This is a genomic window from Nonomuraea sp. bgisy101, from assembly GCF_057708945.1.
On sequence record NZ_JBYITD010000032.1, the window covers coordinates 106224 to 132894 of the forward strand.

31 protein-coding genes are annotated in these 26671 nt (G+C 68.7%); 6 read left to right on the forward strand and 25 right to left on the reverse strand.

All coding sequences use genetic code 11. From position 1 onward, the window contains the following. Positions 1 to 3: 3 nt before the first annotated feature. From nuoK to AC3EO4_RS42990, 15 genes are all read right to left on the reverse strand, one after another. Complete coding sequence (gene nuoK, locus AC3EO4_RS42920; protein ID WP_379577897.1) at positions 4 to 300, reverse strand: NADH-quinone oxidoreductase subunit NuoK; 297 nt, start codon at positions 298 to 300, stop codon at positions 4 to 6. Beyond that, a complete protein-coding gene (locus AC3EO4_RS42925) occupies positions 297 to 1109 on the reverse strand; it encodes an NADH-quinone oxidoreductase subunit J (protein ID WP_379577899.1) in 813 nt (270 codons plus the stop codon). The genes nuoK and AC3EO4_RS42925 overlap by 4 nt, the downstream gene beginning before the upstream one ends. Next, a complete protein-coding gene (gene nuoI / locus AC3EO4_RS42930; RefSeq protein WP_379577901.1) occupies positions 1102 to 1617 on the reverse strand; it encodes an NADH-quinone oxidoreductase subunit NuoI in 516 nt (171 codons plus the stop codon). Before nuoI ends, AC3EO4_RS42925 begins: the two co-directional genes overlap by 8 nt. After that, the gene (nuoH, locus tag AC3EO4_RS42935) at positions 1604 to 2938 is read right to left on the reverse strand and encodes an NADH-quinone oxidoreductase subunit NuoH (RefSeq protein WP_379577903.1); all 1335 of its coding nucleotides are present in this window, start codon (positions 2936 to 2938) and stop codon (positions 1604 to 1606) included. Before nuoH ends, nuoI begins: the two co-directional genes overlap by 14 nt. After that, positions 2935 to 5307 carry an NADH-quinone oxidoreductase subunit G gene (locus AC3EO4_RS42940; RefSeq protein ID WP_431901434.1) on the reverse strand — a complete coding sequence of 791 codons (2373 nt, stop codon included), beginning with the start codon at positions 5305 to 5307 and terminating at the stop codon, positions 2935 to 2937. The genes nuoH and AC3EO4_RS42940 overlap by 4 nt, the downstream gene beginning before the upstream one ends. Before the next feature lie 64 nt (positions 5308 to 5371). Continuing rightward, positions 5372 to 6661, reverse strand: a complete 1290-nt coding sequence (nuoF, locus tag AC3EO4_RS42945) for an NADH-quinone oxidoreductase subunit NuoF (RefSeq protein ID WP_379577907.1) — start codon at positions 6659 to 6661, stop codon at positions 5372 to 5374. Further along, positions 6658 to 7314, reverse strand: a complete 657-nt coding sequence (gene nuoE / locus AC3EO4_RS42950; RefSeq protein WP_379577909.1) for an NADH-quinone oxidoreductase subunit NuoE — start codon at positions 7312 to 7314, stop codon at positions 6658 to 6660. The genes nuoF and nuoE overlap by 4 nt, the downstream gene beginning before the upstream one ends. 64 nt (positions 7315 to 7378) lie before the next feature. Continuing rightward, positions 7379 to 8704 (reverse strand): NADH-quinone oxidoreductase subunit D, encoded by a 1326-nt coding sequence (locus tag AC3EO4_RS42955; protein ID WP_431901437.1) that lies wholly within the window; start codon positions 8702 to 8704, stop codon positions 7379 to 7381. A 46-nt stretch (positions 8705 to 8750) separates the two neighbouring features. Beyond that, positions 8751 to 9428: an NADH-quinone oxidoreductase subunit C gene (locus AC3EO4_RS42960; protein ID WP_431901440.1), complete on the reverse strand. Its 678-nt coding sequence runs from the start codon at positions 9426 to 9428 to the stop codon at positions 8751 to 8753. Then, positions 9425 to 9976: a NuoB/complex I 20 kDa subunit family protein gene (locus AC3EO4_RS42965; RefSeq protein WP_379577914.1), complete on the reverse strand. Its 552-nt coding sequence runs from the start codon at positions 9974 to 9976 to the stop codon at positions 9425 to 9427. The genes AC3EO4_RS42960 and AC3EO4_RS42965 overlap by 4 nt, the downstream gene beginning before the upstream one ends. 2 nt (positions 9977 to 9978) lie before the next feature. Beyond that, positions 9979 to 10338 (reverse strand): NADH-quinone oxidoreductase subunit A, encoded by a 360-nt coding sequence (locus AC3EO4_RS42970; protein ID WP_358128674.1) that lies wholly within the window; start codon positions 10336 to 10338, stop codon positions 9979 to 9981. Between the two features lie 76 nt (positions 10339 to 10414). After that, the gene (locus tag AC3EO4_RS42975) at positions 10415 to 11659 is read right to left on the reverse strand and encodes a geranylgeranyl reductase family protein (RefSeq protein WP_431901443.1); all 1245 of its coding nucleotides are present in this window, start codon (positions 11657 to 11659) and stop codon (positions 10415 to 10417) included. A gap of 281 nt (positions 11660 to 11940) precedes the next feature. Continuing rightward, positions 11941 to 12180: a DUF397 domain-containing protein gene (locus AC3EO4_RS42980; RefSeq protein ID WP_379577918.1), complete on the reverse strand. Its 240-nt coding sequence runs from the start codon at positions 12178 to 12180 to the stop codon at positions 11941 to 11943. 243 nt (positions 12181 to 12423) lie between these two features. Beyond that, on the reverse strand, positions 12424 to 12630 hold the full coding sequence (locus tag AC3EO4_RS42985) for a DUF397 domain-containing protein (RefSeq protein ID WP_379577919.1): 207 nt from the start codon (positions 12628 to 12630) through the stop codon (positions 12424 to 12426). A 59-nt stretch (positions 12631 to 12689) separates the two neighbouring features. Then, the gene (locus AC3EO4_RS42990) at positions 12690 to 13550 is read right to left on the reverse strand and encodes a DUF5753 domain-containing protein (RefSeq protein ID WP_379577921.1); all 861 of its coding nucleotides are present in this window, start codon (positions 13548 to 13550) and stop codon (positions 12690 to 12692) included. 302 nt (positions 13551 to 13852) lie between these two features. Between AC3EO4_RS42990 and AC3EO4_RS42995 the strand changes: the two genes are divergently transcribed. Next, complete coding sequence (locus AC3EO4_RS42995) at positions 13853 to 14488, forward strand: hypothetical protein (RefSeq protein ID WP_379577923.1); 636 nt, start codon at positions 13853 to 13855, stop codon at positions 14486 to 14488. Here the strand turns inward: AC3EO4_RS42995 and AC3EO4_RS43000 are convergent. After that, entirely contained in the window at positions 14470 to 15189 is a 720-nt protein-coding gene (locus AC3EO4_RS43000) for a demethylmenaquinone methyltransferase (protein ID WP_431901448.1), read from the reverse strand. The genes AC3EO4_RS42995 and AC3EO4_RS43000 overlap by 19 nt on opposite strands. Before the next feature lie 78 nt (positions 15190 to 15267). On the opposite strand from AC3EO4_RS43000, the gene AC3EO4_RS43005 reads away from it, so the two are divergent. After that, entirely contained in the window at positions 15268 to 16449 is a 1182-nt protein-coding gene (locus AC3EO4_RS43005) for a hypothetical protein (protein ID WP_431901451.1), read from the forward strand. Here the strand turns inward: AC3EO4_RS43005 and AC3EO4_RS43010 are convergent. Beyond that, a complete protein-coding gene (locus tag AC3EO4_RS43010; RefSeq protein ID WP_379577928.1) occupies positions 16446 to 16664 on the reverse strand; it encodes a DUF4229 domain-containing protein in 219 nt (72 codons plus the stop codon). The two genes, AC3EO4_RS43005 and AC3EO4_RS43010, sit on opposite strands and share 4 nt — an antisense overlap. Positions 16665 to 16919: 255 nt before the next feature. On the opposite strand from AC3EO4_RS43010, the gene AC3EO4_RS43015 reads away from it, so the two are divergent. After that, the gene (locus tag AC3EO4_RS43015) at positions 16920 to 17141 is read left to right on the forward strand and encodes a BldC family transcriptional regulator (protein WP_026214226.1); all 222 of its coding nucleotides are present in this window, start codon (positions 16920 to 16922) and stop codon (positions 17139 to 17141) included. A gap of 220 nt (positions 17142 to 17361) precedes the next feature. On the opposite strand, the gene AC3EO4_RS43020 is transcribed toward AC3EO4_RS43015, so the two are convergent. Further along, on the reverse strand, positions 17362 to 17604 hold the full coding sequence (locus tag AC3EO4_RS43020) for a hypothetical protein (RefSeq protein WP_431901454.1): 243 nt from the start codon (positions 17602 to 17604) through the stop codon (positions 17362 to 17364). 10 nt (positions 17605 to 17614) lie between these two features. Continuing rightward, positions 17615 to 18655 carry a hypothetical protein gene (locus AC3EO4_RS43025; protein WP_431901456.1) on the reverse strand — a complete coding sequence of 347 codons (1041 nt, stop codon included), beginning with the start codon at positions 18653 to 18655 and terminating at the stop codon, positions 17615 to 17617. Positions 18656 to 18930: 275 nt separating this feature from the next. Here AC3EO4_RS43025 and AC3EO4_RS43030 point away from each other — a divergent pair, with 275 nt between their 5' ends. After that, complete coding sequence (locus tag AC3EO4_RS43030; protein ID WP_379577934.1) at positions 18931 to 19230, forward strand: PLDc N-terminal domain-containing protein; 300 nt, start codon at positions 18931 to 18933, stop codon at positions 19228 to 19230. 52 nt (positions 19231 to 19282) lie between these two features. Here the strand turns inward: AC3EO4_RS43030 and ccsA are convergent, their stop codons facing one another. Genes ccsA through AC3EO4_RS43055 form a run of 5 tightly spaced genes read right to left on the reverse strand, consistent with a single transcriptional unit; the run spans position 19283 to position 23809 of the window. Then, entirely contained in the window at positions 19283 to 20290 is a 1008-nt protein-coding gene (gene ccsA / locus AC3EO4_RS43035; RefSeq protein WP_379577936.1) for a cytochrome c biogenesis protein CcsA, read from the reverse strand. Beyond that, a complete protein-coding gene (gene resB / locus AC3EO4_RS43040; protein ID WP_431901458.1) occupies positions 20280 to 21836 on the reverse strand; it encodes a cytochrome c biogenesis protein ResB in 1557 nt (518 codons plus the stop codon). Before resB ends, ccsA begins: the two co-directional genes overlap by 11 nt. After that, positions 21836 to 22558: a cytochrome c biogenesis CcdA family protein gene (locus AC3EO4_RS43045; RefSeq protein WP_431901461.1), complete on the reverse strand. Its 723-nt coding sequence runs from the start codon at positions 22556 to 22558 to the stop codon at positions 21836 to 21838. The genes resB and AC3EO4_RS43045 overlap by 1 nt, the downstream gene beginning before the upstream one ends. Further along, the gene (locus tag AC3EO4_RS43050) at positions 22551 to 23120 is read right to left on the reverse strand and encodes a TlpA family protein disulfide reductase (protein ID WP_379577943.1); all 570 of its coding nucleotides are present in this window, start codon (positions 23118 to 23120) and stop codon (positions 22551 to 22553) included. Before AC3EO4_RS43050 ends, AC3EO4_RS43045 begins: the two co-directional genes overlap by 8 nt. Before the next feature lie 56 nt (positions 23121 to 23176). Next, on the reverse strand, positions 23177 to 23809 hold the full coding sequence (locus AC3EO4_RS43055; protein WP_379577945.1) for a histidine phosphatase family protein: 633 nt from the start codon (positions 23807 to 23809) through the stop codon (positions 23177 to 23179). Between the two features lie 50 nt (positions 23810 to 23859). Here AC3EO4_RS43055 and AC3EO4_RS43060 point away from each other — a divergent pair, with 50 nt between their 5' ends. After that, entirely contained in the window at positions 23860 to 24702 is an 843-nt protein-coding gene (locus tag AC3EO4_RS43060) for an EamA family transporter (protein ID WP_431901464.1), read from the forward strand. 37 nt (positions 24703 to 24739) lie between these two features. Here AC3EO4_RS43060 and AC3EO4_RS43065 read toward each other — a convergent pair whose 3' ends face one another. Then, complete coding sequence (locus AC3EO4_RS43065; protein WP_379577949.1) at positions 24740 to 25657, reverse strand: LysR family transcriptional regulator; 918 nt, start codon at positions 25655 to 25657, stop codon at positions 24740 to 24742. Between the two features lie 73 nt (positions 25658 to 25730). Between AC3EO4_RS43065 and AC3EO4_RS43070 the strand changes: the two genes are divergently transcribed. After that, positions 25731 to 26627 (forward strand): EamA family transporter, encoded by an 897-nt coding sequence (locus AC3EO4_RS43070; protein WP_379577951.1) that lies wholly within the window; start codon positions 25731 to 25733, stop codon positions 26625 to 26627. The last annotated feature ends 44 nt before the right edge of the window (positions 26628 to 26671 follow it).

Genomic DNA, 26671 nt, shown 5'->3' on the forward strand with positions numbered 1-26671 from the left:
CTCTTAGTACTTCAGCAGGTTGGCATCGTCCACGGATGCCGACCTGCGGGTTCGGAAGATCGTCACGATGATCGCCAGACCGATCACGACCTCGGCGGCGGCCACGACCATCACGAAGAAGGCGATGATCTGGCCGTCGAGGTTGCCGTGCATGCGGGCGAAGGTGACGAACGCGAGGTTGCAGGCGTTGAGCATGAGCTCGACGCACATGAAGACCACGATCGCGTTGCGCCTGATCAGCACGCCGATAGCGCCGATCGCGAAGAGCAGGGCCGAGAGGACCAGGTACTCGGTGGTCACTTGGTCACCTCGCCCAGGTGGTCGGACTCCTTCGACGAAGCCTCTGTCACGGGTTCCTCCTCGACCGCGTGCCTGATGGCCTCGGCGAGCTTGGGGTCGTCGGGCAGGTGGCCCTGTTCGACGTCGTAGCGCGCGAGGTGCCGGTTGACCGACAGCTCGGAGACCGAGCCGTCGGGCAGCAGCGCGGGCATGTCGATGGCGTTGTTCCTGGCGTAGGTGCCGGGCGCGGGCAGCGGCGAGGGGTCGCCCTCGGCGAACCTGGCGCGCGCCAGGTCCTTCTGCGACGGCTTCGGCTCGGCCTTCTCGCGGTGCGCCAGGACCATCGCGCCGAGCGCGGCGGTGATCAGCAGCGCCGAGGTGATCTCGAAGGCGAAGACGTAGCGGGTGAACACCAGCCTGGCCAGCGCCTGCACGTTGCCGCCCGCCTGCTCGGTGGCGGCCGCCATGCCAGCGGGCTCGGGGACGAACAGCGCGTTCCCGATCGCGAGGACCACCAGAACGGCGAAGCCGATGCCGGCGAGGCCGGCCCAGAAGCGCTGTCCCTTGAGCGTCTCGACCAGCGAGTCGGAGGAGTCGACGCCCACCAGCATGAGCACGAACAGGAAGAGCATCATGATCGCGCCGGTGTAGACGATGACCTGCACCGTGGCCAGGAAGGGCGCCTCCTGCACGGCGTAGAGCACCGCGAGGCAGAGCATCACGCCGCCGAGGAGGAGCGCCGAGTAGACCGCCTTACGGCTGAAGATCATTCCGAGTGCCGCGCCGACGGATACGACGGCCAGCACCCAGAACGTGATGGTCTCACCCATTCTCGCGCCCCAAGCGGTAGTAGTCCTCTTCGGTCTCGCCGAGCCGCATGGGGTGCGGAGGCTGCTCCATGCCCTGGGTGAGCGGCGCGAGCAGCATCTCCTTGGTGTAGATGAGGCTCTCACGGCTGGAGTCGGCGAGCTCGTACTCGTTGGTCATCGTCAGTGCTCTGGTCGGGCACGCCTCGATGCACAGACCGCACAGGATGCACCGCAGATAGTTGATCTGGTAGGTGCGTCCGTAGCGCTCGCCGGGCGAGTAACGCTCGTTCTCGGTGTTGTCGCCGCCCTCGACGTAGATCGCGTCGGCGGGACACGCCCATGCGCACAGCTCGCAGCCGACGCACTTCTCCAGCCCGTCGGGCCAGCGGTTCAGCTGGTGACGACCGTGGAAGCGAGGAGCCGTCGGCTTCTTCTCCTCCGGGTAGTTCGTCGTGACCGGCTTCTTGAACATCGTGTGAAAGGTCACGCCGAACCCCTTCACGGGGTTCAGCCAATCAGTTGCTCCCACTGGGAACCTCCTTGCGCTCCACCCCGTGGTAGTGCGGCAGGTCAAGCGGCGGCACAGGGAAGCCGCCGGCGGTCGGCTCGTTGGCCAGCTGCTCGAACTCGGCCGCGACCTTGGCCTTCTCCTCGTCCTTGCGGCGCTGGTTCACGGTGTCGAAGCGCCACCAGATGGCGAAGGCTCCGACGATCACGATCGCGCCGATGACGTACACGAACGTCAGGTCGACGCCCGGGGTCCTGAGCAGCTTGACGGTGGCGACGAGCATGATCCACGCCAGGTTGAGCGGGATCAGCACCTTCCAGCCCAGCGCCATCAGCTGGTCGTAGCGCACGCGGGGCAGCGAGGCGCGGACCCAGACAACAGCGGAGAAGACCAGGATGAACTTGATCAGGAACCACAGGAACGGCCAGTAGCCGGTGTTCGCGCCGTCCCACAGCGAGATCGGCCACGGCGCCCGCCATCCGCCGAGGAACAGCGTGATCGCCATCGCCGAGGCGGTGAAGGTGTGCAGGTACTCGCCCATCATGATCAGGGCGAACTTCAGCGACGAGGAGTACTCGGTCTGGAAGCCGCCCACCAGCTCGCCCTCGCCCTCGGGCAGGTCGAACGGGATGCGGGCGGCCTCGCCGAAGGCGCAGACCACGTAGATCAGGAACGACGGCAGCAGCAGGATCACGTACCAGGACGGCATCGGGATCCCGAGGACCTCACCGCCGGACGCCTGCGCCTTGACGATCTCCGAGGTGGACAGCGTGCCCGCGAACAGGAACACCGCCACGAACGACAGGCCCATCGCGATCTCGTAGGAGACCACCTGGGCCGCCGACCGCAGACCGCCGAGCAGCGCGTACGGCGAGCGGGACGACCAGCCCGCCAGGATGACGCCGTAGACCGACACCGCGCCCATCGCCAGCATGAACAGCACGGCGACCGGCAGGTCGACCAGCTGCAGCGGCGTCTGCACACCGAACATGTTCACGATCGGACCGAACGGCGTGATGGAGAAGGCCAGGAACGCGGGGACCACCATGATGACCGGGGCCAGCAGGTAGAGCACCTTGTCCACGGTGTTGGGGAAGAGGTCTTCCTTCAGGCCCATCTTGATGCCGTCGGCCACCGACTGCAGCAGACCGAACTTGCCGGCCCTGTTGGGGCCGTAGCGGTTCTGCATGCGGGAGATCAGCTTACGCTCGTACCAGACGCCGAACAGGATGCCCAGCATCAGGAAGGCGAAGACGCCGACCGCCTTGATGATGGTGATCCAGAGCGGATCCTTGCCGAAGTCGGCAAGGGTCGGATCCGTCGCGAGGACTGTCAAGCTCATGAGGCGCTCCCGATCCTGACGATGTCGCCGGCCACCACGCGCAGGTCGCGCGTGACCGCGCTGCCGGCGGAGTTCGTCGGCAGCCAGACCACCCGGTCGGGCAGGTCCGCGACGCGCACCGGCAGCGACACCGTCTCACCGACTACGATCTTGCCGCCGTCGACCACGCCGATCTCGGCCGCGGTGCTCTCCGACACCAGCGCCTCGACCGCGCGGGCGGTACCGGCGAGGTACGGCTCGCCGTCCTGCAGGCGGCCGGCGTCGAGCAGTTGGTGCCAGGTGGCCAGCACTGCCTCGCCCGCCTGGGGCGTCCGCTGGACCGCCGGGGTGGCGTTCGGCGCGCCGACGCGGGTGCCGCGCCACGCGCCGAGGCCACTGAGCTCCTTGCGGGCGGCGGCGGCGTCGGGCAGGCCCAGGTGCACGTCCATGTAGTCGGCGATGGCCGACAGCACGCCCAGGTCGCTCATGATGCCGGGGACCCGCAGCGCCCGCTCGAACGAGCGGCCGCGGCCCTCCCAGTTCACGAACGTGCCGTCCTTCTCCGCGACGGCGGCGACCGGCAGGACCACGTCGGCCCTGTCGGTGACGGCGCTGGCGCGGATCTCGAGGCTGACGATGAACGGCGTGTTCTCCAGGGCGGCGAGCGCCGCCTCGGAGTCGGCCAGGTCGTGCGGGTCGACGCCCGCGACGAGCAGCGCGTCGATCTCCTCGTTCAGCGCGGCGGCGAGGATCGCGTCGGTGCCGCGGCCCGGTGTGGCCGGGATGGAGCCGACGTTCCACGCCCTGGCGACCTCGGCCCTGGCGCTCTCGTCCTCGACCGGGCGGCCGATCGGCAGCAGGTTCGGCAGCGCGCCCGCCTCGAGGGCGCCGCGCTCACCGGCCCTGCGCGGAATCCAGGCCAGCCTGGCGCCGGAGGCGGCGCTGAGCCGTACCAGAGCCGACAGCGCGCCGGGGACGGTGGCCAGCCGCTCGCCCGCCAGGATGATCGTGCCCTCGGCCACGGAGCCGAGCTCGTTGAGAGCGTCGGCCTCGCCGCCCGGCAGCGTCCTGATGAGCGAGCCGCCCATCTTGGCCAGGCCCTCGGTGGCGAACGGCGCGATCGAGGTGACCTTCAGGCCCTTCTTGCGCCATGCCTTGCGCAGGCGCAGGAAGACGATCGGCGACTCCTCGTCGGGCTCGAACCCGACCAGGAGGACGGCCGGGGCCTGCTCCAGGTCGGTGTAGGAGATCTCGATGCCCTTGCCGGCGACCGCGTGCGCGAGGAACTGTGCTTCCTCGGCGCTGTGCGGCCTGGCGCGGAAGTCGATGTCGTTGGTGCCGAGCGCCACGCGGGCGAACTTGGCGTAGCCGTAGGCGTCCTCGACGGTCACGCGACCGCCGACCAGGACTCCGGCCTTGCCGCGCGCCTTGGCGAGACCGGCGGCGGCGACGGCGAGGGCCTCGGGCCACGAGGCGGGGACCAGCAGGCCCTCCTCGTTGCGGATCAGCGGCGTCCTCAGCCTGTCGGGCTGCGTCGCGTAGGTGAACGCGAAGCGGCCCTTGTCGCAGTTCCACTCCTCGTTGACCTGCATGTCCATGCCGGCCAGACGGCGGGTGACCTTGCCGCGGCGGTGGTCGGTGCGCAGCGCGCACCCGCTCGCGCAGTGCTCGCAGGAACTCGGGGAGGAGACCAGGTCGAACGGCCTGGCGCGGAAGCGGTAGGCACCGCTGGTCAGCGCGCCCACCGGGCAGATCTGGATGGTGTTGCCGGAGAAGTAGGAGTCGAACGGCTTGCCGTCGGCGACACCCACCTGTTCCTTGGCCCCGCGCTCGAAGAACTCGATGAGCGGGTCTCCCGCGATCTCGTCGGAGAAGCGGATGCAGCGCTTGCACTGCACGCAGCGCTCCCTGTCGAGCAGGACCTGCGCCGACAGCGGGAGCGGCTTGGGGAAGGTGCGCTTGTGCTCGTGGAAGCGCGACTCGCCCTGCCCGTTGGACATCGCCTGGTTCTGCAGGGGGCACTCGCCGCCCTTGTCGCAGACCGGGCAGTCCAGCGGGTGGTTCATGAGCAGCAGCTCCATCGCGCCGCGCTGCGCCTTCTCGGCGACCGGCGAGGTGAGCTGGGTCTGCACGACCATGCCCTCGGCGACCTCGATCGCGCACGACGGCTGCGGCTTCGGGAAGCCGCGGCCGTTGCCCGCGTCGGGGATGTCGACCAGGCACTGGCGGCAGTTGGCCGCGGGGTCGAGCAGCGGGTGGTCGCAGAACCGGGGGATCTGGATACCCAGCAGCTCCGCGGCCCTGATGATCAGCGTGCCCTTGGGCACGGTGACCTGGAAGCCGTCAATCGTGAGGGTGACGACTGTGGTCTCTACGGCAGTGGCGGTCATCGGACCTCCTCCGTCGGCCCGATGCCCCAGGTGCTGTGCATATTGGCTCGCTCGCTTCGCTTTCTCACGAGTCACCCCACACGGTGGACTTCTTGTGGTCGAACGGGCAGCCGCCGACCTCGAAGTGCTTGAGGTACTCGTCGCGGAAGTACTTCACCGACGAGTGGATCGGGCTGGTCGCGCCGTCGCCCAGGGCGCAGAAGGAGCGGCCCAGGATGTTGTCGGCGATGTCGGTGATCAGGGAGAGGTCGTCCTCGGTTCCCTGGCCGGCCTCCAGGCGCTTGAGCACCTGCTTGAGCCAGTAGGTGCCCTCGCGGCACGGCGTGCACTTGCCGCACGACTCGTGGGCGTAGAACTCCGTCCAGCGCAGCACCGTACGGACCACGCAGGTGGTCTCGTCGAAGATCTGCAGCGCGCGGGTGCCGAGCATCGAGCCCTTGGCGCCGACCGCCTCGAAGTCGAGAGGGACGTCGAGGTGCTCGTCGGTGAAGATCGGCGTGGAGGAGCCTCCGGGGGTCCAGAACTTGATCTGGTGCCCCTCGCGGATGCCGCCCGCCATGTCGAGCAGCTCGCGCAGCGTGATGCCGAGCGGGGCCTCGTACTGGCCCGGGCGGGTGACGTGGCCGCTCAGCGAGAAGATGCCGAAGCCCTTGGACTTCTCCGTGCCCATCGAGGCGAACCAGTCGGCGCCGTTGGCGATGATGCTGGGAACACTGGCCACAGACTCCACGTTGTTCACAACAGTGGGCGAAGCGTACAGGCCCGCCACGGCAGGGAACGGAGGCTTGAGACGCGGTTGACCCCTGAAACCCTCCAGCGAGTCGAGCAGAGCCGTCTCCTCGCCGCAGATGTAGGCACCGGCGCCGCTGTGGACGACGAGCTCCAGGTCGTAGCCCGAGCCGAAGATGTCGTTGCCGAGGTAGCCCTTCTCGTACGCCTCGCGCACGGCCGCGTGCAGCCGGCGGATGACGTGCAGCACCTCGCCGCGCACGTAGATGAAGGCGTGGTTGGCGCGGATGGCGTAGGAGGTGATGATGACGCCCTCGATCAGCGAGTGCGGGTTGGCCATCATCAACGGGATGTCCTTGCAGGTGCCCGGCTCCGACTCGTCGGCGTTGACGACGAGGTAGTGCGGCTTGCCGTCGCCCTGCGGGATGAAGCCCCACTTCATGCCGGTGGGGAAGCCCGCGCCGCCGCGGCCGCGCAGACCGGAGTCCTTGACCGCCTGGATGACGGCGTCGGGGTCCATGCCGAGCGCCTTCTTCGCCGCGTCGTAGGGTCCGTAGCCCTCCAGCGTGAAGGAGTTGGCCTGGTCCCAGTTGGCGGTCAGAACCGGGGTGAGAGTGGTGCTCATGCCTCGGGGGCCTTCCATCCGTTGGCCTTGGCGACCTTCAGACCCTCCAGCGAGGGGCCGGCCGCCGACGGGCCGTCACCGGCCAGGTCGTCGGGCAGCCCTGCGAGCACCCGCGAGGCCTCCTTGAAGGTGCACAGCCGCTTCGGGCCGCGCGTGGGCGAGACGCTCTTGCCGTCGCGCAGGTCGTCGACGAGTTGCTTGGCCGACTCGGGAGTCTGGTTGTCGAAGAACTCCCAGTTGACCATCATGACGGGGGCGAAGTCGCAGGCCGCGTTGCACTCGATGCGCTCCAGCGACACCTTGCCGTCGGAGGTCGCCTCGTCGTGACCGACGCCGACGTGCTCGGACAGCTCGTCCCAGATCTGATCGCCGCCCATGACGGCGCACAGCGAGTTGATGCACACGCCGACGTGGTAGTCGCCCATCGGCTTGCGCTTGTACATCGAGTAGAACGTCGCCACGCCCACGACCTCGGCCTTGCTCACGCCGAGCATCTCCGCGCAGAACTCCTGGCCCTCGTCGGAGACGTAGCCGTCCTCCGACTGCACCAGGTGCAGCAGCGGCAGCAGGGCCGACCGCGTCTTCGGGTAACGCCCGATGATCTCCTTGGCGTCCCTCTCCAGACGCTCCCGAACTTCCGGCGAATAACTCATGCGTCCTCCTTCGTCGGACCCATGAGCTGCACTGCTGTGTCCATTGTTCGGTCGCTGCGCTCCCTCACCTGTCAACACCTCCCATGACCGGGTCAATGGATGCCACGGCCGCGATCACGTCGGCGACCTGGCCGCCCTCGCAGGTTGCCGGTACGGCCTGCAGGTTCGTGAAGGACGGCTCACGGAAGTGGACGCGGTACGGGCGGGTGCCGCCGTCGCTCACCACGTGCGCGCCGAGCTCGCCGCGGGGGGACTCCACCGAGGCGTAGGCCTGGCCGGCCGGAACCCTGAAGCCCTCGGTGACCAGCTTGAAGTGGTGGATCAGCGCTTCCATGGAGCTGCCCATGATGTGCGCGATGTGGTCGGGCGAGTTGCCGAACCCGTCGGGGCCGAGCGCCAGCTGGGCGGGCCAGCCGATCTTCTTGTCCTCGATCATGACCGGCTTGTTCTTCAGCGGCCCCGCGATGCGGTCGAGAGCCTGCTCAATGATCTTGAGCGACTCCTCCATCTCCTTCATGCGAACGAGATAGCGGCCGTAGACGTCGCAGCTCTGCTCGGTGGCGATGTCGAACTCGTAGGTCTCGTACCCGCAGTACGGCTGCGACTTGCGCAGGTCCCACGGCAGGCCCGCGGCCCTGAGCATCGGGCCCGTGACGCCGAGCGCCATGCAGCCGGTCAGGTCGAGGTAGGCCACGTCCTTGGTGCGGCGGGTGTAGACCGGGTTCTCGTCGAGCAGCTTGCGGGTGTCCTTGATGCGCTTGGGCATCTCCTTGAGGAACTCGCCGACCTTGTCGACCGTGCCCGCGGGCAGGTCGACGCTCACGCCGCCGGGCCTGACGTAGGCCATGTTCATCCGCAGACCCGTGATGTACTCGAACAGGTCCATGATCATTTCACGGTCGCGGTAGCCGAAGAGGAACGGCGTGGTCGCGCCCAGCTCCATGCCGAACGTGCCCATCGCGACCAGGTGCGAGGAGATCCTGTTGAGCTCCATCATCATGACGCGGATGGCCTGCGCCCGCTCGGGGACGCGGTCCTCGATGCCGAGGAGCCTCTCCACCCCGAGGCAGTAGGCCGTCTCGTTGAACAGCGGCGCGAGGTAGTCCATGCGAGTGACGAACGTGGTCCCCTGGGTCCACGTCCTGAACTCCATGTTCTTCTCGATGCCGGTGTGCAGGTAGCCGATGCCGGTACGGGCCTCGGTGACCGTCTCGCCGTCGAGGGTCAGGATGAGCCTGAGCACGCCGTGGGTCGAGGGGTGCTGCGGGCCCATGTTGATGACCAGGCGCTCGTCCTCGGAGTCGCGCACCGCGCCGACGACGTCGTCCCAGTCGGCACCGTTGACCGAGTAGACCCTGCCCTCGGTCGCCTCGTCGTAGCCGGTACTCATGCGTGCTCCTCGCTGCGCTCGTCGACGCTCCGCTCGCAGTGCTCGCTCATGCGTACGACCTCCTGTTGTCCGGAGAGGGAATCTCGGCGCCGCGGTACTCGACGGGGATGCCGCCGAGCGGGTAGTCCTTACGCTGCGGGTGACCGTCCCAGTCGTCCGGCATCATGATCCGGGTCAGCGCGGGGTGGCCGTCGAAGACGATCCCGAAGAAGTCGTAGGTCTCGCGCTCGTGCCAGTTGTGCGTCGGGTAGACGCCCACCGTGGAGGGGATGTGCGGGTCGGAGTCCGGCGCGCTCACCTCGACGCGGACGCGCCTGTTGTGGGTGATGGAGCACAGGTGGATGACCGCGTGCAGCTCCTCGCCCACGAGGTGGGGGTAGTGGACGCCGCTCACGCCCAGGCTGAGCTCGAAGCGCAGCTCGGGCTCGTCGCGCAGGCGCCGGCAGACCTCCACCAGCTTCTCGCGCTTCACATGGAGCGTCAGCTCGTTGCGGTCGACGACGACGCGCTCGATGGCGTCGTCATCGAACGACTCCAGCTTGTCGACGAGCTCGTCGAAGTAGCCGCCGTAGGGGCGGGGGGTCGACAGGCGGGGCGCCCGCCGTACGACGAGGCCGCCGAAGCCCGAGGTGTCGCCGGTGTCGGCGGCGCCGAACATGCCGTGGCGGACCACGGGCTCCTCGGGCAGCCGCTCACTCGGCACCTGGGGGAGGTTCTCGCTCACTTGGCGGCCTCCTGGTCGATCAGGGGGAGCGTACGGAGCGCCTGCAGTTCGAGCTCGTCGATCTGCTTGGCGCGGTGCGCGCCGAACTTCGTGTTCTGGATCTTGTCGTGCAGCTTCACGATCGCGTCGATCAGCATCTCGGGCCGCGGGGGGCACCCCGGCAGGTAGATGTCGACGGGAACGACGTGGTCGACGCCCTGCACGATGGCGTAGTTGTTGAACATGCCGCCGCTGGAGGCGCACACGCCCATGGCGATGACCCACTTGGGCTCGGCCATCTGGTCGTAGATCTGCCTGAGCACCGGCGCCATCTTCTGCGACACACGGCCCGCGACGATCATCAGGTCGGCCTGCCGGGGAGACGCCGAAGCGCGCTCCATGCCGAAGCGCGCCAGGTCGTAGTGCGATGCACCGGTTGCCATCAGTTCGATCGCGCAACAGGCGAGACCGAACGTGGCCGGCCACACCGAGTTCTTCCTGGCCCACCCCGCGGCCGCTTCGACCGTGCTGAGGATGAACCCGCTCGGGAGTTTCTCTTCAAGTCCCATATCTAGTCCCAGTCCAGACCCTTGCGGCGCCACACGTAGGCATAGGCCACGAGCACGGTGACGATGAACAGCACCATCTCGACCAGTCCGAAGACCCCGAGCATGTCGAACGACACGGCCCAGGGGTAAAGGAAGATGATCTCGATGTCGAACACGATGAACAGCATCGCGGTGATCATGTATTTCAGCGGGAAGCGCCCACCACCGACGGGCTGGGGCGTCGGCTCGATGCCGCATTCGTAGGCGTCAAGCTTGGCGCGGTTCCAGCGCTTGGGACCGGTGAACGGGGCGATCGCGACCGAGAAGAGCGCGAACCCTCCCGCGAGAACGGCGAGCACCAGGATGGGCACATAGAGATCCATCGCTACGCCTCCTCTCCCATCTCCACGCGCGCGGGCGCGCAGTCTGATCTGTGTGTGTGCCGAGCGGATGACAGATTCATGCTGGTGGGACGACCTTCGCGAGAGCGTTGATGATCCGGTCTGACGCGTCGCCTCGCCGGTCGGTGAGATTACCAAGGAGTTTGAGTGCGAAGCGCATCAGCCTGGGGTGGTGCAACCCATGGCGAGTGCCGAAGCTCATCACGCCAGGCTTCCCGATAGCTTCGACAAACCACCTGCCAAGCGTGAAATATCCGCCATATGCGTCTTTAAGCACTTGAGGGTACGCCCGCAGGATCCGCTCCTGCTGCGCGGGTGTGGTGCCGCGCAGCGCCTTGACGATCACCTCGGCCGCGATCTCGCCCGTCTCCATGGCGTAGGCGATGCCCTCGCCGTTGAACGGGTTGATCGCCCCGCCCGAGTCACCCACGAGCAACAGGCCCCTGGTGTAGTGCGGCTGCCTGTTGAACGCCATCGGCAACGCCGCCCCCCTGATGGGGGTGGTCATGTTGTCCTCGGTGAAGCCCCAGTCGGCGGGCATGTTCCTCGTCCACCGCTTCAACAGGTCGCGGTAGTCGATGTTCTGGAACGCGTCGCTGGTGTTGAGCAGGCCGAGACCCACGTTGGAGGTGCCGTCGCCCACGCCGAACACCCAGCCGTAGCCGGGCAGCAGCGTCTCCTCGTCCCAGAGCTCCAGCCAGATCTCCAGGTAGTCGTCGTCGTGGCGCGGAGACTCGAAGTAGGTCCGTACGGCGACGCCCATCGGGCGGTCTTCCCGCTTGTAGAGCCCCATCGCCAGCGCGAGCCTGGTGGAGTTGCCGTCGGCGGCGACGACCAGGCGGCTGCGGTAGGAGCCGCCGTCCTTGGTGGTGACGCCGACGATGTGACCGCTGCGGTCGTCCAGGATCGGGCCGGTGACGTTGACGCCCTCCATCAGGCGGACGCCGCCCTTCACCGCGTTGGCGGCGACGATCTGGTCGAAGTCCTGCCTGGTGCGCACCAGGCCGAAGTCGGGGAAGCTGTCGAGCTGCGGCCAGTCGAGGTCGTAGCGCCCGCCCCCGCCCACGACGCGCAGGCCCTTGTTCCTGACCCAGCCGGGGGCGTCGATGTCGACGCCCATGTTCATGAGCTGCTTGACCGCCCGCGGGGTCAGACCGTCGCCGCAGACCTTCTCACGGGGGAAGCGCGTCTTTTCGAGAAGCAGGACGTCGAGTCCGGCCTGGGCGAGATAGAACGCCGTCGCCGAACCCGCGGGACCCGCGCCGACGACGATGACGTCGGCGTCGGTGTCGGTCGCGTTCACTGTCGCGCCCGCTTCGCCGCTGGCCGGCTCGTTCCTCGCGCTGTCACGGCGGGCTCCTGCGCTTGCCTGATGTCGGCTGGCACGGTCACGGACCTGTCCTGTCCTACACGCTGGTCGGCCTCGGAGTGTTGGCCTTCGTTCCTTTGTGAAGCTCTTCACAAACTTTGTCGGCACGCAGTCTAGCGCTTTTCCGGCACCAGATGGCAGCCGGGTACGCGCTTACCCATGAAGAAGGCCCTCCGTCCACGACAGAGGGCCTTGACTCGATCACGCGTTCGCGGTCAGACGTCGAACTCGGCGTTGCGAACCCCGGCGACGAACGCCCGCCACTCACCGGGAGTGAAGGCCAGCACCCCACCCGACGGGTCCTTGGAGTCCCGGATCATCACCCCGCCGTCGGCACCCCGAGCGAACTCGACGCACTCCCCTGTCGGGCCGCTGAATGAGCTCTTGCGCCAGGTGGTGTCCGGGTCGCTAGAAGGGACGCTGGGAAGACCTGTCCCGAACACCGCACTGTTCACATCTCATCCAAGAAGAAGTAGGCGCTACGGTGCGTCGTCGCAGCCGCGCGCGGGCGTGACCATCGGGCCCATCCTCCATGGATTGAAGCCCAAGATCACCGACCGACACTGGAGAGTTATCAAAACGAGGCTGGCAAGTTAGGAAGTTATCACCTAAGGGCCATGGACATGGCGCCCGCACCAGCACAAACGCCCCCAACTGGGGCCTGCTGACCGGACGACACCACCAGGACGACCGCGCCGTCACTCGTAGGAGAACTCGCCCAGGGCCACCCCTCCGATGAACGCCTTCCACTCCCCGATGCTGAACTCCAGGACGGCGTCGTCCGGCCGCTTGGAGTGTCTGACGAGTATCGCCTGACCGTCCCTCGCGACCTCCACGCACTCGCCGCTGAGGTTACTCAGGCTGCTCTTGCGCCACACGATCTCTTCTGAGGTCGTTGACTCCATGGGCATATCCTCACTGTCGGGGGGCCAAAGAGGGCATACCCCGACAGTGAGGAGCCAATTCACCGCGCCAGTTCTCCGATGAGTTTCAGCGAATCCTCTTCTGACAGCGCGGCGGCCGACACCTGGTGGAACACACGCTCGTACGCGAAAGTCTTCTGTTCGTTCTCCTCGAGAATCGCGTCGGTGGCGTTCTCGATATAGACGAGGTCGTCGTGGAGCCGATCCAGGCCCTCACGCTGGGGAAACTTCAGCAGAACGAAACTGTGAAAGGCCGAGGACCGATCGAGCGGCACCACTCGAATGGTGACGTTCGGCAGTTCGGCCACCTGCAGCACGTGCCTGAGCTGGTTGCGCATGACCTCGGGCGAGCCGAACCTGCGCATCAGGACCGACTCGTCGAGCAGAACGGTGAGATTCAGCGGATCGGGGTCCTCGAGAATGCGTCCCCGCCGCGCGCGAACCCTGACCAGGCGGTCGATTTGTATCGGCGGTAGCGCGTTCCACGCGTCGCCGAAGCTGATGAGCGCCTTGGCGTAGTCGGCGGTCTGCAACAGGCCGGGGAAGATGACGTTCTGCCACGTGAGCATCGTCGCGGCACCGGCCTCGAGGCCGATGAAGGTGGTGTAGGACTCGGACAGCGATTCGCCGTGCGCCTCCCACCAACCCTTGCCCTCCGCCTCCGCCGCCAAGGCGAGCAGCGCCTCACGGACGGCGGGCCGTACCTGGTAGAAGTCGGCCAGCCTGGCGACATCCTCACGGTGGGCGGCCACCTGGGCCTTCTCCATGCGGGACACCTTGGATGAAGATCCGTCCAGGACCTGGGCGACCTGGGTGCCCGTTACCTGGGCATCCTCGCGGAGTCGACGCAGCTCTGCGGCGAGACGGCGTCGGCTGACGGTGGGGCTCGGCTCCCGCGCCACTCAGCTCTCCTCACAAGCGTGTCGAAGTACTACCCACCGCTCGGAAGGGTTGAACCCCTCTGAAGGCGGGCATCTCTCCAATAATCCCAGCGGGAATTGCACGACACTTCCCGGAGGGAAAACTCCATCGTAGCTCTTGGCAGCGCGAGGAACGGTGAATCGACGTGAAGAAGCGCGCACCTCCCCACGGACGTTCGAGCCGGATGTCCACGCAGACGACACGGGCGGATGGTCACAGCCTCCATCCGCCCGGAAGTCCCTCAGCACCGCGTACCTACGACAGGGCATCGGAGCCGTGAGACATGACCAGAGTCACCCCCAGGCGTGGATCGCGCAAGGGGAGCTTCCTCCTCTGGAGCTCAGCGAACATCGGCACGACGAAGAACGACCTCCGCTTACGCGAAGCAGTACGTGACGTGGTGCGGGACGGCGGAGGGCATCCTCGCGACCACCCGCGCATCCCGCAGGCGCGGGACCTGCCCGCGCGCCTCGGGGCGGTGTTCAGATGGCGGACCGAGGCGACGGTGGCCGGCCTGCTCTCGACGGCCACCGTCCAGGTGGCGGCGTGGACGAACGGTCTCACGGCGGCCATGGCCGTGGTCGGCGTCGCGCTCGCCTGCATGGGCACGCCGTACGTCAGGCGGGAGATCGTGGGTCAGGCGGTGGCGGTGATCGTGCGGCACCGCTTCCAGGGCCTGGCGAAGAGGACGTCCATGCGCACGGAGAAGGGCCGCCTGCCGCTCGTGCTCAGGATGAGCGTGGAAGGCGCGAGCGTGCTGCTGCTCCTCGGGTTGCGGTCGGGGCTGAGCCTCGAACTGCTGGAGGACTACGCGGCCGAGATCAGGACCGCCTGCCTGGCCCAGGCGGTCGTCTTCTATCGGCACCCGGCCAACGGCGGCCTGGTGACCATGGAAGTGGTTCAGCCCTGGGGCTTGTAGCCCCGGTGAATGGCGACGATGCCAAGGTTGAGGTTGCGCCAGGCGACCCGCTCCCAGCCGGCCCGCTGGATGATCTTGGCCAGGGCCGGCTGGTCGTGCCAGTCCCTGATGGACTCGGCGAGGTACTCGTAGGAGTCGTCGTTCGAGCCGAAGACCTTGGCCACCTTGGGCAGCAGCTTCATCAGGTACTCCCGGTAGACGAGGTCGAACGACTTGACCGTCACGTGGGAGAACTCGAGGATCACCAGCTTGCCGCCCGGCTTGGTGACGCGCAGCATCTCGCGCAGCGCCTGCTCGGTGTCGTGCACGTTGCGCAGCGCCACCGAGATCGTCACGGCGTCGAAGGCGTCGTCGGCGAACGGCAGGTTCAGCGCGTCGCCCGCGATGAACGGCACGCCCTGGCCCGTGAGGGAGTTGCCGCCCCTGCGCCTGACGCCGGTGGCGAGCATGCCGAGGGAGAAGTCGGAGGCGATCGCGCGGGCGCCGAGGCCGGTGAAGGAGTCGGTGGAGGTGCCCGTACCGGCCCCGAGGTCGAGGACGATCTCGCCGGGCCCCGCATCGACGGCCTGGGCGACGGCCTTGCGCCACAACCGCACCTGTCCGAGCGAGATGACGTCGTTCACGAGGTCGTATCGCTTGGCCGTGCGATCGAACATCGCGGCGACCTCATGCGGCTGCTTGTCCAACTGAGCGCGGGTCATGGGGTCAAGCCTAGGGCTTAGGCGACAATAAACCGAAAGTAGCAACTCGATTACCCAGAGTCTGCTAAGACTTTGCGAATGCTTGCCCGAACCACCCTCGCGGCGCTCGTCGCCGTCACGCCCATCGCGCACGCGCGCGTGGTGGCGACGAATCCCGTCGACTCCACGCCCCATGTCCTCGACGGCATCGTCAACGCCATCACCGTGGTCGGTGACACGGTCGTCGTCGGCGGCGCCTTCACCGAGGTGAGCGACGCAAGCCAGTCATTCACCGTGGAACGTGACAATCTCTTTGCCTACGACCTGCGGACGGGCGAGATCCTGCCGACCTTCGCCCCCTCGTTCACCGAGCCCGTGTACGCGCTGGCCCCCGGCGCCGGAGACACCGTCTACGTCGGCGGCAGCGGCCTCGTACGGCTGCGCATGGCCGACGGCTCGGTCATGGAGAGCTTCAACCCCCGGGTGAGCGGCGGCCTGGTCACGACGCTGGCCAGGAGCGGCTCGAAGCTGTACGTCGGCGGCGACTTCACCAGCCCGCGCGTGGCGCTGGCCAGGCTCAACGCGACGACGGGCGTGCCCGACTCCGGCTTCACGATCAGACCGGGCGCACCGCGCACCCCGAAGGTGAAGGTGCACGCGCTGGCCCTGTCACGTGACCGGCTGATCGTCGACGGCAGCTTCACCACCCTGGACGGCCTGCCGAGGGACCAGCTCGGGCTGATCGACATCACCCCCGTGCGGGCGAAGGTCGCCGACTGGCGCACCGACGCCTACGCCGCGGCGTGCATGAAGGCCTTCCCCTCCTACGTGAGGGGTCTCGACGTCGCCCCCGACGGGAGCTACTTCGTCGTCGTCACGACGGGCGGCCCCGGCGGCGGGCGGAAGCCGTGCGACAGCGCCGCCAGGTTCGAGACCCACGCCGCGGGGGCCGGGGTCAAGCCGACCTGGGTCAACCACACGGGCGGGGATTCGCTCTATTCGGTGGCCGTGACGGGTGCCGCCGTCTACGTGGGCGGGCATCAGCGCTGGATGGACAATCCACAAGGCCGAGACTCGGCAGGGCCGGGGGCGGTGCCGCGCGAGGGGATCGCGGCCATTCACCCCGTCTCGGGAAAGGCGCTCCGCTGGAATCCGGGCAGGGAGCGTGGGATCGGAGTCAAGGCATTTCTGGCGCACAAGGACGGACTACTCGTTGGTAGTGACACAACGCGACTCGGACGGGAGTACCATGCCCGGATTGGCATGTTCCCCCTGCCCTAGTCGTCCTCCGGCTTCGGCCGGTCGACCTTGTCGCTGATGCGTGCGCTCATGGCGTCACGCTGCTTGGACAGCAGGACGTAGCTGGCGATCCCACTGATCACGAACGCGAAGGCGATCAAGGCCAGCGGGTTCCTGATGTTCAGCAGGTACAGCACACCCAGGGTCACGACAAACAGGCCGATCCGCGACGCGGTGTAAACGAGAACGGGATGCACAGCTCGAGGTTACTCGGCGCTGGGGGCGGTCGCTCTACGCACCAGGCGCGAGCGCTGCTACTGTTCCCAGTAAGGCGCTTTCGTAAAGAAACACCCACGAGAGCCCCAAAGAGGCTCTATCATATAACAATCGGGCAGTCGGCCGATAACAACCCGTGATCTTTGTTGAAAAGCGCGGATATATCAGGCTTCGCTCGACACACTGGGTACCTGTCCGCCCGCTGGCAGGAAGCGGGATGCGAGGGGGAGAGATTGGTGGAGAGTAGCAGCGAGCGTCTGCTGACGCCGGGAGAGGTCGCCGCCCTCTTCCGGGTAGACCCAAAGACGGTGACGCGCTGGGCCGCGGCAGGCCGCATCAGTAGCATCCGTACCCCCGGAGGGCACCGTCGCTTCCGCGAGTCGGAAGTACACGCCCTTCTTCGTGGCGAGGACGTCCTTACGGCCGATCGGCCCGCAGGTGAGTCCCCGCGCGTCTGACGTCCGTCATCGGTGATCCTGCGCGTGCAACCCGGAACACGCAGGGTCACCCGACAGCCCCGTCAGCCGTACGGCACGCACAGCCGAGCCCACCGCGGGCACGTGGCCGAGGCCCGTCCTCCACGCCACTCCAGCGGACTCCGGCCGGCCGCCGTCACGTCGCACGCGCCAAGGGTCGAGTCGTGATGCGCTCCCCCGCCCCTCACCCGTCGTCGACGGGTCAGCCGTCCTCCTGCTCGGACTTGAAGGCGAGGAACGCGCGCTCCAGCTCGTCGTTCTCCTCCTCCCACCGCCTGCGCCGTTCGGCGAGTTCCTCCTCGGTCAGCGCCTCGGCCAGCCACCGCTCGTAGTCCGGGTCGCCGGGCCCCACCTCGACGTACGCGTTGCCGATGAGACGCCCGTCTTCGCTGGTCAGGCTCTCCGGCACGCGCAGAGTCCCGTCAGCGAGCCGGATGACGTACATGGCTGATCACCTAGATTCCGTAGCGCCGGTTGAAGAACAACATGACATTGAGCGCCATCCGCGTGTCACCGCCCAACATGTCGACCAGAGCGGGACGCTGGCGCGAGGCGATGGCCGCGAAGGCGTCCGCGAAGAACTCCTTGCGCCCGAGCCCGCCGCCCTGGCGGTGGAAGGAAGAGGCCAGAAGGGGTTCGGCCTGCTCGTAGAGTGCCACGAACTCCGGCGAGTCCGACACCCAATCGCCGTACGGGGAGTCGACGTCGTCGATGGCGTGGCCGACCTCGTGCATCATCACGTCCGGCGTGGGTGAGGGGCGGTCGCCCACGACGATCTTGCGGTCGCCGTACGCGCCCGCGCAGATGTCCCATGTCGCCCGTCCCGACGGGAGCGGCGCTCCGCGCAGGTAGCCCATGTCGTCGAGGTCGGGAACGCCGCCCTCGCCGACGTAGATGCCCTCGAGCCCTTCGGCCAGCAGTTCCTTGAGCCGTTCCGGCAGTCTGGCCAGGCTCTCCACGGCCCTGACGGCGTCGGCCGAGGGCGGGCCGTTTCTGGCGTCCCATTGGCGGTGCAGGATGCCTTCGAGGCGCCCGCAGTGGGTCAGGCCGTCGCCCTGGGAGGGGACGTCGGGGCGGTTGGGCTGGGCTCGCGGCCGCTCGTCCACGCGCTCGAAGTCCTGCCAGGTGTACTGCGGCCGGTCGAGCACGGAGGCGGCGTAGCGCTCGGCCCCCGGCCTGTCGCCGCGTTCCCTCTCCAGGCGTCCGGCGTAGGGGTGCCCGCCGGCCCTTCCGTCCTGGCGGTACGGGCTCTCGTGGGGCCTGCCGTACATCTGACCCGCGGGCGGCGCCGTCGGGCGCTCAGCGGGCCGCACGGGCCCGCCGTGCTCGGGGCGGTCCTCGGGCTCCTCCGTACGCTCGGCCCTGTCACCGCCCCAGAACGACTCGCGTGGCGTGTCCGAACGGCGCGATAACAGGTACGAACCTCGCCGCCACCAACGACTGCCCCTTCGATGACGGCCCTTGTCGCCGGTCCGCCGATCGTCAGAAAAGGCCATCGCACCTCTCCACGACGTTGGAGCCACTGGCTCCATGCCCTCGCCCCGCGGCCCCGCGCCGCGGTGCCCGCTCTCCCGCGTCATCCCTGCGCGGGAACTTCGAGACGTGCAGCCGTCCGGGCCGTGCCCGGTGGTGCCTCCTTGGTCGAACTGTCGAGAAACGTGGTCGGACTGCCGTGAAACAGGTACCACGGTACGACGCTGATCTTCCCGAGTCATCCGATATGGGGCAGCGCACCGGCACGATCACGTGATGGATGGCCTACAGTACGGACATGCCTGGCGTGCTTCTCGGACTGGCTGTACTGGCCTTCTGGCTCTACTCGTTGTTCGACGTCATCACGACTCCGGACGAGGAGGCCAGGAACCTGCCGAAGATCCTCTGGGTGCTCATCGTCGTCCTCGTCCCGCTGGTCGGCAGCGTGTTCTGGCTGCTGCTCGGCCGCCCTACGCGTTCGCGACCGTTCCACCTTCCCGGCCGCTCGATCATGGACAAGGGCGAGGCGCCCCGCGGCCCCGACGACGACCCCGACTTCCTGCGCGACCTCGACCGCCGCATGCGCGACGACGACTGACCGGGGTGGCCCCGGTCAGTCGCCTGCCGTACGTGATGAAGGGGACGGCGGGTCAGCCGCCGACGTCGGCGTAGCTGTGCAGGCCGCCGAGGAAGATGTTGACGCCCACCAGGTTGAACAGCAGGCACGCGAACGCGATCAGCTGCACGATCGTGGCGGCGCGCCCGCGCCAGCCCGCGGTGGCACGCGCGTGCAGGTAGGCGGCGTAGGCGATCCACGTGATGAACGCCCAGATCTCCTTCGGGTCCCAGCCCCAGTAGCGGCCCCACGCCTTGTCGGCCCACAGCGCGCCGGCGATGACGGCGAACGTCCAGATCGGGAACGCGAGCACGATCGCCCGGTGGGCGACCCGCTCCAGGTCGTCGCGGGTGGGCAGGCGGGAGAAGCCCTCGCCGCGCAGCAGGTAGAGGATGCCTGAGACGCCCGCCACGATGAACAGGCCGCCGGCGATGACCGCGGCGGAGACGTGGATGGCGATCCAGTAGGAGTTCAGCGCCGGGACCACGGGCCCGGCCTGGACGTGCAGCCAGATGACCGCGAACCCGAGCCCGAGCGCCGACGTCACCATGACGAACGCACCGAGGAAGCGGACGTTGGCCCGAAGCTGGGTCACGAGGAAGGCGGTCACCGCGGCGAAGCAGATGGCCACCACGAACTCGTACATGTTGCCCCACGGCCAGCGGCCGACGGACAGCCCGCGGGTGACGATGGAGCCCAGGTTGGCCGCCCAGCCGAGCCAGCCGAGCACGACGGCGATCCGTCCTGCCATGGGCGCCCACGCGGGCGGCTCTGGCGGGCTGACGACCACGGCGCCCGCCCCCGTTTCGGCCGGGCCGCCCTTGGCGGAGCCCGCGGCGACCGCGGCCTTCGCGGCGACGGCGACGGCGGGCACGCCTTCGGTGACCTCCGCCTCGGTGACGGTGATCGAGGTCGCGCCCGAGTTGGTCCGGGCCCTGCCGAACGCCAACTCCAGCGCGAACCCGATCATCGCGGCCAGGTACAGCAGCACCGTGGCGAGGATGAGGTCGTCGCTCAGTCCTGCCAGTTGGTCAGCGGGCATCCTTCACTCCTGCGGATAGGACCTTGACGATGTCGGCGAACTCCTCGGCGAAGCCCGCGCCCGAGCCCTCGGTGCGCGTCAGCCCGCCCACGTCCGCGGTGCCGTCCTTGACGCGGACGAAGACGCGGCGGCGGCGGATCATGAGCGACAGGACCAGGGCGACGGTCGCGAGCGCGGAGGACAGCAGCGCGGGCATGCGTCCAGGGTCGTGCGCGATCTGGAGCGTCATCCACTCCTTCACGCCGGTGAACTCGATCTTCCCCACGCCGCCCGGCAGGTCGAAGGACTGGCCGACCGCGAGCGGCGGGGGCGCCTTCGACCCCATGACGAGGGGGTTCAGCTTCTTCATGACCTCCGGCGGCGCCAGCTCGTACACCGACTGCGGCTTGCCCGACCGCACGCCCAGGTCGCCGGAGAAGGCACCGAGGATCTTCACCTCGGGCTTGGCCGCGCCGGGGAAGGCGGAGACGAAGCTGCCGTCGCCCAGCTGGACGCTGGTGGGCAGGAACGTGAGCAGGAAGCCCAGCTGGGCGGGCTGGGCGTCGGGCACCTTGACGACGCAGCCGGAGGTCAGCGTCGCCTTCTGCTCGATGAGGCACGGCACGGGCCCGTTGAAGGCCACCTGCCCCTTGCCGTCGGTCACCTTGAAGACGGGCGCGTAACCATGGCCGATCAGGTAGGTGAGCGTGCCCGCGACGTCGAGCGGTTCGTTGACCTTGAGGTCGTAGTCGCGGGCGGCGGCCGCGGGGGAGTCCTGCACCGACAGCTTGGCGGTGTAGTCGAGCTCCTGCCCGCGTTTCGCGCCCGAGACCTGGTAGGAGGCCTGGAAGTCCTTCAGCGTGAAGGAGAACGGCTCCAGCGACTCGGCGGAGACCCGGTTGCCCGGCATGTAGCGGTCGTAGGCGGCCACGGTGTTGGCGAAGCCGTCGTCCTCGACGACCAGCACGTTGCCGCGGTAGCCGTACAGGGAGCCGATCCCGACGGAGACCAGCAGGCCGAGCAGCGCGACGTGGAAGAGCAGGTTGCCGGTCTCGCGCAGGTAGCCCTTCTCCGCCGACACCCAGCCAGGGCCCGTGGTCACCCTGAAGCGCAGCTTCCGCAGCCTGCGGGCCGCCTCCTCGACGTCGAGCGGACCCTCGACCGCGGCGTGGTACGGCAGGCGCGACAGGTTCTTCGGGGCCGTGGGCGGCTTGCGGCGCAGCTCCTTCAGGTACGTCGTGGTGCGCGGGACGACGCAGCCGATCAGCGAGGTGAACAGCAGCAGGTAGATGGCCGCGAACCAGGGCGCGCTGAAGACGTCGAACAGGTGGAACCGCTCGTACCATTCGGCCAGCGCCGGGTCGTTCTGGTAGATCAGCGCGACCTTGTCGGGCTCGACCGAGCGCTGCGGGACCAGCGAGCCTGGGATGGAGGCCAGCGCGAACAGGAACAGCAGGATGAGCGCCGTCTTCATCGAGGTCAGCGTGCGCCAGAACCAGCGCAGCCAGCCGACCGCGCCGAGCCTGGCGGGTTTGAGCGTCTCCTTCTGGAGCTCGTCGACCGTCATCAGATCACCGGCTCGAATCCGCCGATCCACGTCTGCATGCCCGCGATGATCTGCCCCCAGAGCCCGGTGACGAGCAGGAGGCCGACCGTCACGAGCATGCCGCCGCCGATCCTGGTGATGAGCCGCGAGTGCTTGCGGATGGCGCGGAAGGTGCGCAGCGCCTTGCTGTAGGCCAGGGCGGCGACCACGAACGGCAGGCCGAGCCCGAGGGCGTAGGCGACGGCGAGGAAGGCGCCCCTGGCCGCGCTGCCCTCGTTGTAGCCGAGGGAGAGCACGACGGCGAGTGTGGGGCCGATGCACGGGGTCCAGCCGAGGCCGAACACCACGCCGAGCAGCGGCGCGCCGGCCAGTCCCGCGTTGGGCACGCGGTGGATGCGCACGTCGCGCATGAGCCCGGGGATGACGCCGAGGAAGGAGAGGCCGAGCACGATCGTCAGCACGCCGACGATCCTCGTGATGACGTCGGCGCTGCCGTACAGGGCGGAGCCGAGGCCGCCGAACAGGGCGCCGCCCGCGACGAACACCAGCGCGAAGCCCGCCACGAACAGGCCGGTGCCGAGGACCAGCCGGCCGCGCTTGGGATCGGCGCTCATGCCCGTCACGTACGACAGGTAGCCGGGCACCAGCGGGAGCACGCACGGCGACAGGAACGACACCAGGCCCGCCAGCACCGCGATGGGCACGGCGAGCAGCAGGGAGCCCGAGGCGACGACGTCACTCATCGCGCACCTGGGTCACGGCCTTGAGCAGGTCGTTGTACTTGACCGCGCCGAGGGCCCTGGCCGCCACCCTGCCCTGCTCGTCGATGATGAGCGTGGAGGGGATCGCGGCGGGCGGCACGGTGCCCTGGAACGACAGCGCCACCTTGCCGGGCTGGTCGAAGATGCTGGGGTAGCCGGGCTGCTCGGTGCGCTCGAAGGCGAGCGCGTCGGCCTGGCGGTCCTTGAAGTCGATGCCGACGAACTCCACGCCCGTCGACTTGGTCTTGGCGTAGATGTCCTTGAGCACCGGCGCCTCGGCCCTGCAGGGCCCGCACCACGAGGCCCAGAAGTTGAGCACGACGACCTTGCCCTTGTGCGCGGCGATCGAGGCCTTGGCGCCGTCGAGAGTCGTCCCTTCGACGGCGGGCGCCTGCTTCCGGTCGGCCGCGGGGAACACGGTCACCTTGCCGTCGCCCGCGACGAACCTGGTGTCGCCCGCCTGGGGCTGACCGCCCGCGCTGCCGGCGCAGCCGGAGACGGCGAGCACGGCCACGAGGGCGAGGGCATGGGGTTTCGCGCGCACGGGAGAATGATCTCCTTGTACTACAGCCGGTAGAGCTTGCCACTCTACCGGCGGAGTCACGCGCCCGGGACGGTGGGGCCGCTCTTGACGAGCGCGGCGGCGGGTTCGCTGTAGCCGACGCTGACGAGCCTGTCGCCCTCGAACGAGAACGTGGTCAGGCTGGCGAGCGCGCACTGCCTGCGGCGCGGATCGTGCCACAGCCTGCGCCCCTCCGCGGCCATCCTGATCATCCAGATCGGCAGCTGGTGGCTGACCAGCACCGCCTCGTGGCCGCGGGACTCGACGCGCGCGCTGTCGACCATGGCCCGCATCCGTGCCACGACCTGCACGTACGGCTCGCCCCACGAGGGGCGTCCCGGATGCCAGAAGTGGCGGAAGTTGCGCGGGCTCCTGACCAGGTTCGCGATCTTCCGGCCTTCGAGCACGTTGCCCGCCTCGATCAGCCGGTCGTCGAGCGCGATCTCCAGCCCGAGCTTGCCGGCCACGGGGGCGGCCGTCTCCTGGGCGCGTTCGAGCGGGGAGCTGTAGACGCGGACGATGTCGCGGTCGGCCAGAGCCTTGGCGACCGTCTCGGCCATGAGGTGGCCGGTCTCCGACAGGTGGTAGCCGGGCAGCCTGCCGTACAGGATGCCTTGGGGATTGTGCACCTCACCGTGCCGCAGCAGGTGAACGACGGTGGTCTCAGCCATGGTGGCCCCACCCTATCCGCTCGGATCGGACCGCCTGCGAAAGTGGACGTGTGAACCCCCTCGCACTCGCTCTCGTCCTGGTCGCAGCCGTCTCCCACGCCGGATGGAACCTGCTGAGCAAGCAGGCCGCGAAAGCCGACGCCGTGGTCTTCCTCTGGTTGGTCGCCGCCGCGTCGACCGTGCTGTGGACGCCCGCCGCGATCGTCTCCGGCGCCGTGCCGTCGTGGCGGGTGGTGCCGCTGATCTGCGTGAGCACGTCCCTGCACCTGGCCTACTTCGTGCTGCTCCAGCGCGGCTACCGCTACGGCGACCTGTCGGTGGTGTACCCGGTGGCGAGGGGCACGGGGCCGATGCTGGCCAGCACCGTCGCCGTGGTGTTCCTCGGCGAGCACCCGACGCATCTGGGCATCGCGGGGATTCTGCTGGTGGGCGTCGGGGTGTTCCTGCTCAGCGGGGGCGGCGCCGGTGACGTCAAGGGGCTGCTGTTCGGGCTGATGACGGGAATGTTCATCGCCGCCTACACGGTCTGGGACGCCCAGATGGTGAAGGAGCTCGCGGTCCTGCCGATGGTGCTGATCTATCTCGGCGAGATGTTCAGGATGCTGGCGATCACGCCGTTCGTGATCGGGGGCAGGCGGCGGCTGATCGCCGAGGTGTGGCGCGAGCACTGGAAGAGGGTGCTGGGCGCGGCCGTGCTGGTGCCGCTGTCGTACCTGCTGGCCCTGTTCGCCTTCCAGCTGGCGCCGGTCAGCGTGGTGGCCCCGATGCGGGAGGTGAGCGTGCTGATCGCGGTCGTCATGGGCGGGCGGCTGCTGGCCGAGGGCGACCTGCGACGCCGGCTGGTCGCCGCCGGGGTCATCCTCGGCGGCATGGTCGCGATCGCGATCAGCTGAGGGACAGGCCCGCCCATCCCGGCCGGGCCGCCCGTGATCAGCTGATCCAGCCGAGCTCCAGCTCCTTGCTGGCCTCCACGAGCGCCTCGACGGCCGCGCGGATGGCGGGCCGCCTGGCCGCGTCCGTGCGCCACAGCGCGTAGATGCGCCGGGTCTGTCTGGGCCTGATCGGGACCATCCGCACCCCGGCGGGGACGTGGACCCTGCCGAGCCTGGGGACGATGGCGCAGCCCAGGCCGGCCTCCACGAGCGCGAGCTGGGTGGGGTACTCGTCGGCCGTGCAGGCGACCTCGGGCTCGAGCTCGGCGCTGCGGAGCGTGAACACCAGCCAGTCATGGCAGATCGTGCCGGACGAGGAGCTGATCCACCTGTCGCCGGACAGCTCGGCCAGCTCCACCTCCTTACGCTCGGCCAGCGGGTGGGCGGCGGGCATCGCGACGTCGGCGATGTCGTCGAGCAGCGTCGCCCTCGACAGCCCCTCCGGTACGGCGAGCGGCCTGTTCAGCCAGTCCTGCACGACCACCAGGTCGAGCTCGCCCCGCGCGACCTCCCTGAGCTGCCGCTCGGGCTCGCGCTCGCTCAGGTGTACCGCCAGGTCGGGGTGGCGCAGCCTGAGCAGGTTCAGCGCCTGCGGCATCAGGCCCCTGGCCGCCGTCGGGAACGCGCCGACGGCGAGCTTGCCGACGACCGCGCCGCGCAACGCCTCGAAGTCGGCCTCGGCGGTCTCCACGAGGGCGAGGATGCGTTCGGCGTGCTCGGCGAGCAGGCCCGCGGCGTCGGTGAGCTTCACCCCTCTGCCGTTGCGTTCGAGCAGCGTCGCGCCCGTCTCCCGCTCCAGCTTGGCCAGCTGCTGGGAGACGGCGGACGGGGTGACCATCAGCGCGTCGGCGGCGGCGCCCACCGACCCGTAGACGTGGACGGCATGCAGCGCCTTCAGCCGGTTGAGGTCGAGCATGTAGCTATTCTAAACCTTTCACCTTAGAAGATGTCGCTTGTGCTCAATAGTCGTGGCTTGTGAGCATAGACGCATGCGTTTGCGGCATTTGTTGCTAGCTGTCGGTCTCGCCGCCGTGTGGGGATTCAACTTCGTGGTCATGGAGGTCGGCCTCAGGCACTTCCCTCCCCTGCTCTACGCGGGGCTGCGGTTCACGCTCGCGGCCTTCCCCGCGCTGCTGTTCGTGGGCAGGCCCGGCGTGGCATGGAAGTGGATCGTCGGCGTGGCCGCCGCGGTCGGGGTCGGGCAGTTCGGCCTGCTGCTCGTCGGCATGCGGGCTGGCATGCCGCCCGGGCTCTCCTCGCTCGTGCTGCAGACGCAGGCGCTGTTCGTCGTGGTGTTCGCGGCCGTCCTGCTCGGCGAGCGGCCCGGCGTGCGCAGGATCACCGGGCTCGCCGTCGCCTTCGCCGGGCTGGCCCTCGTGGCGTACGACTTCGGCTCGGGCGGGCCCGTCGGCGCGTTCGTGCTGTGCGTGGGCGCGGCCGCCGCCTGGGGCCTGGGCACCGTCATCCAGCGCAAGGCCGCCCCGCCCGACTCGCTGCGCTTCATGGTGTGGGTCAGCGCGCTGTCGGCGCCGCCGCTCCTGCTGCTATCGCTGGCCGTCGAGGGAGTCCCGCATCTGACGTTCGCGTGGGAAGGCGTGTGGTCGCTCGTCTACGTGGCGTTCGTGTCGACACTCGGCGGGTTCGGGGTGTGGGGATGGCTGCTGCGGCGCTACGACGCCTCGACGGTCGCGCCGTACACGCTGCTCATCCCGGTCTTCGGCCTGTCGTCGGCGGCGCTGGTGACCGGGGAGAGCATCTCGTGGCTCAAGCTGGTGGCGGGCGTCCTCATCGTCTCCGGCGCGCTGTACGCGGGCACCAGGCCCAGGGCCGCCCGCGGCCGGCGCGAGGAATCCCTCGTCCCGGCCGTCACGGCCGGCCGCCCCTGACCTTCGGCCCGCCCGTCCGGCGGGTCACGCGGCGGGCAGCGCGG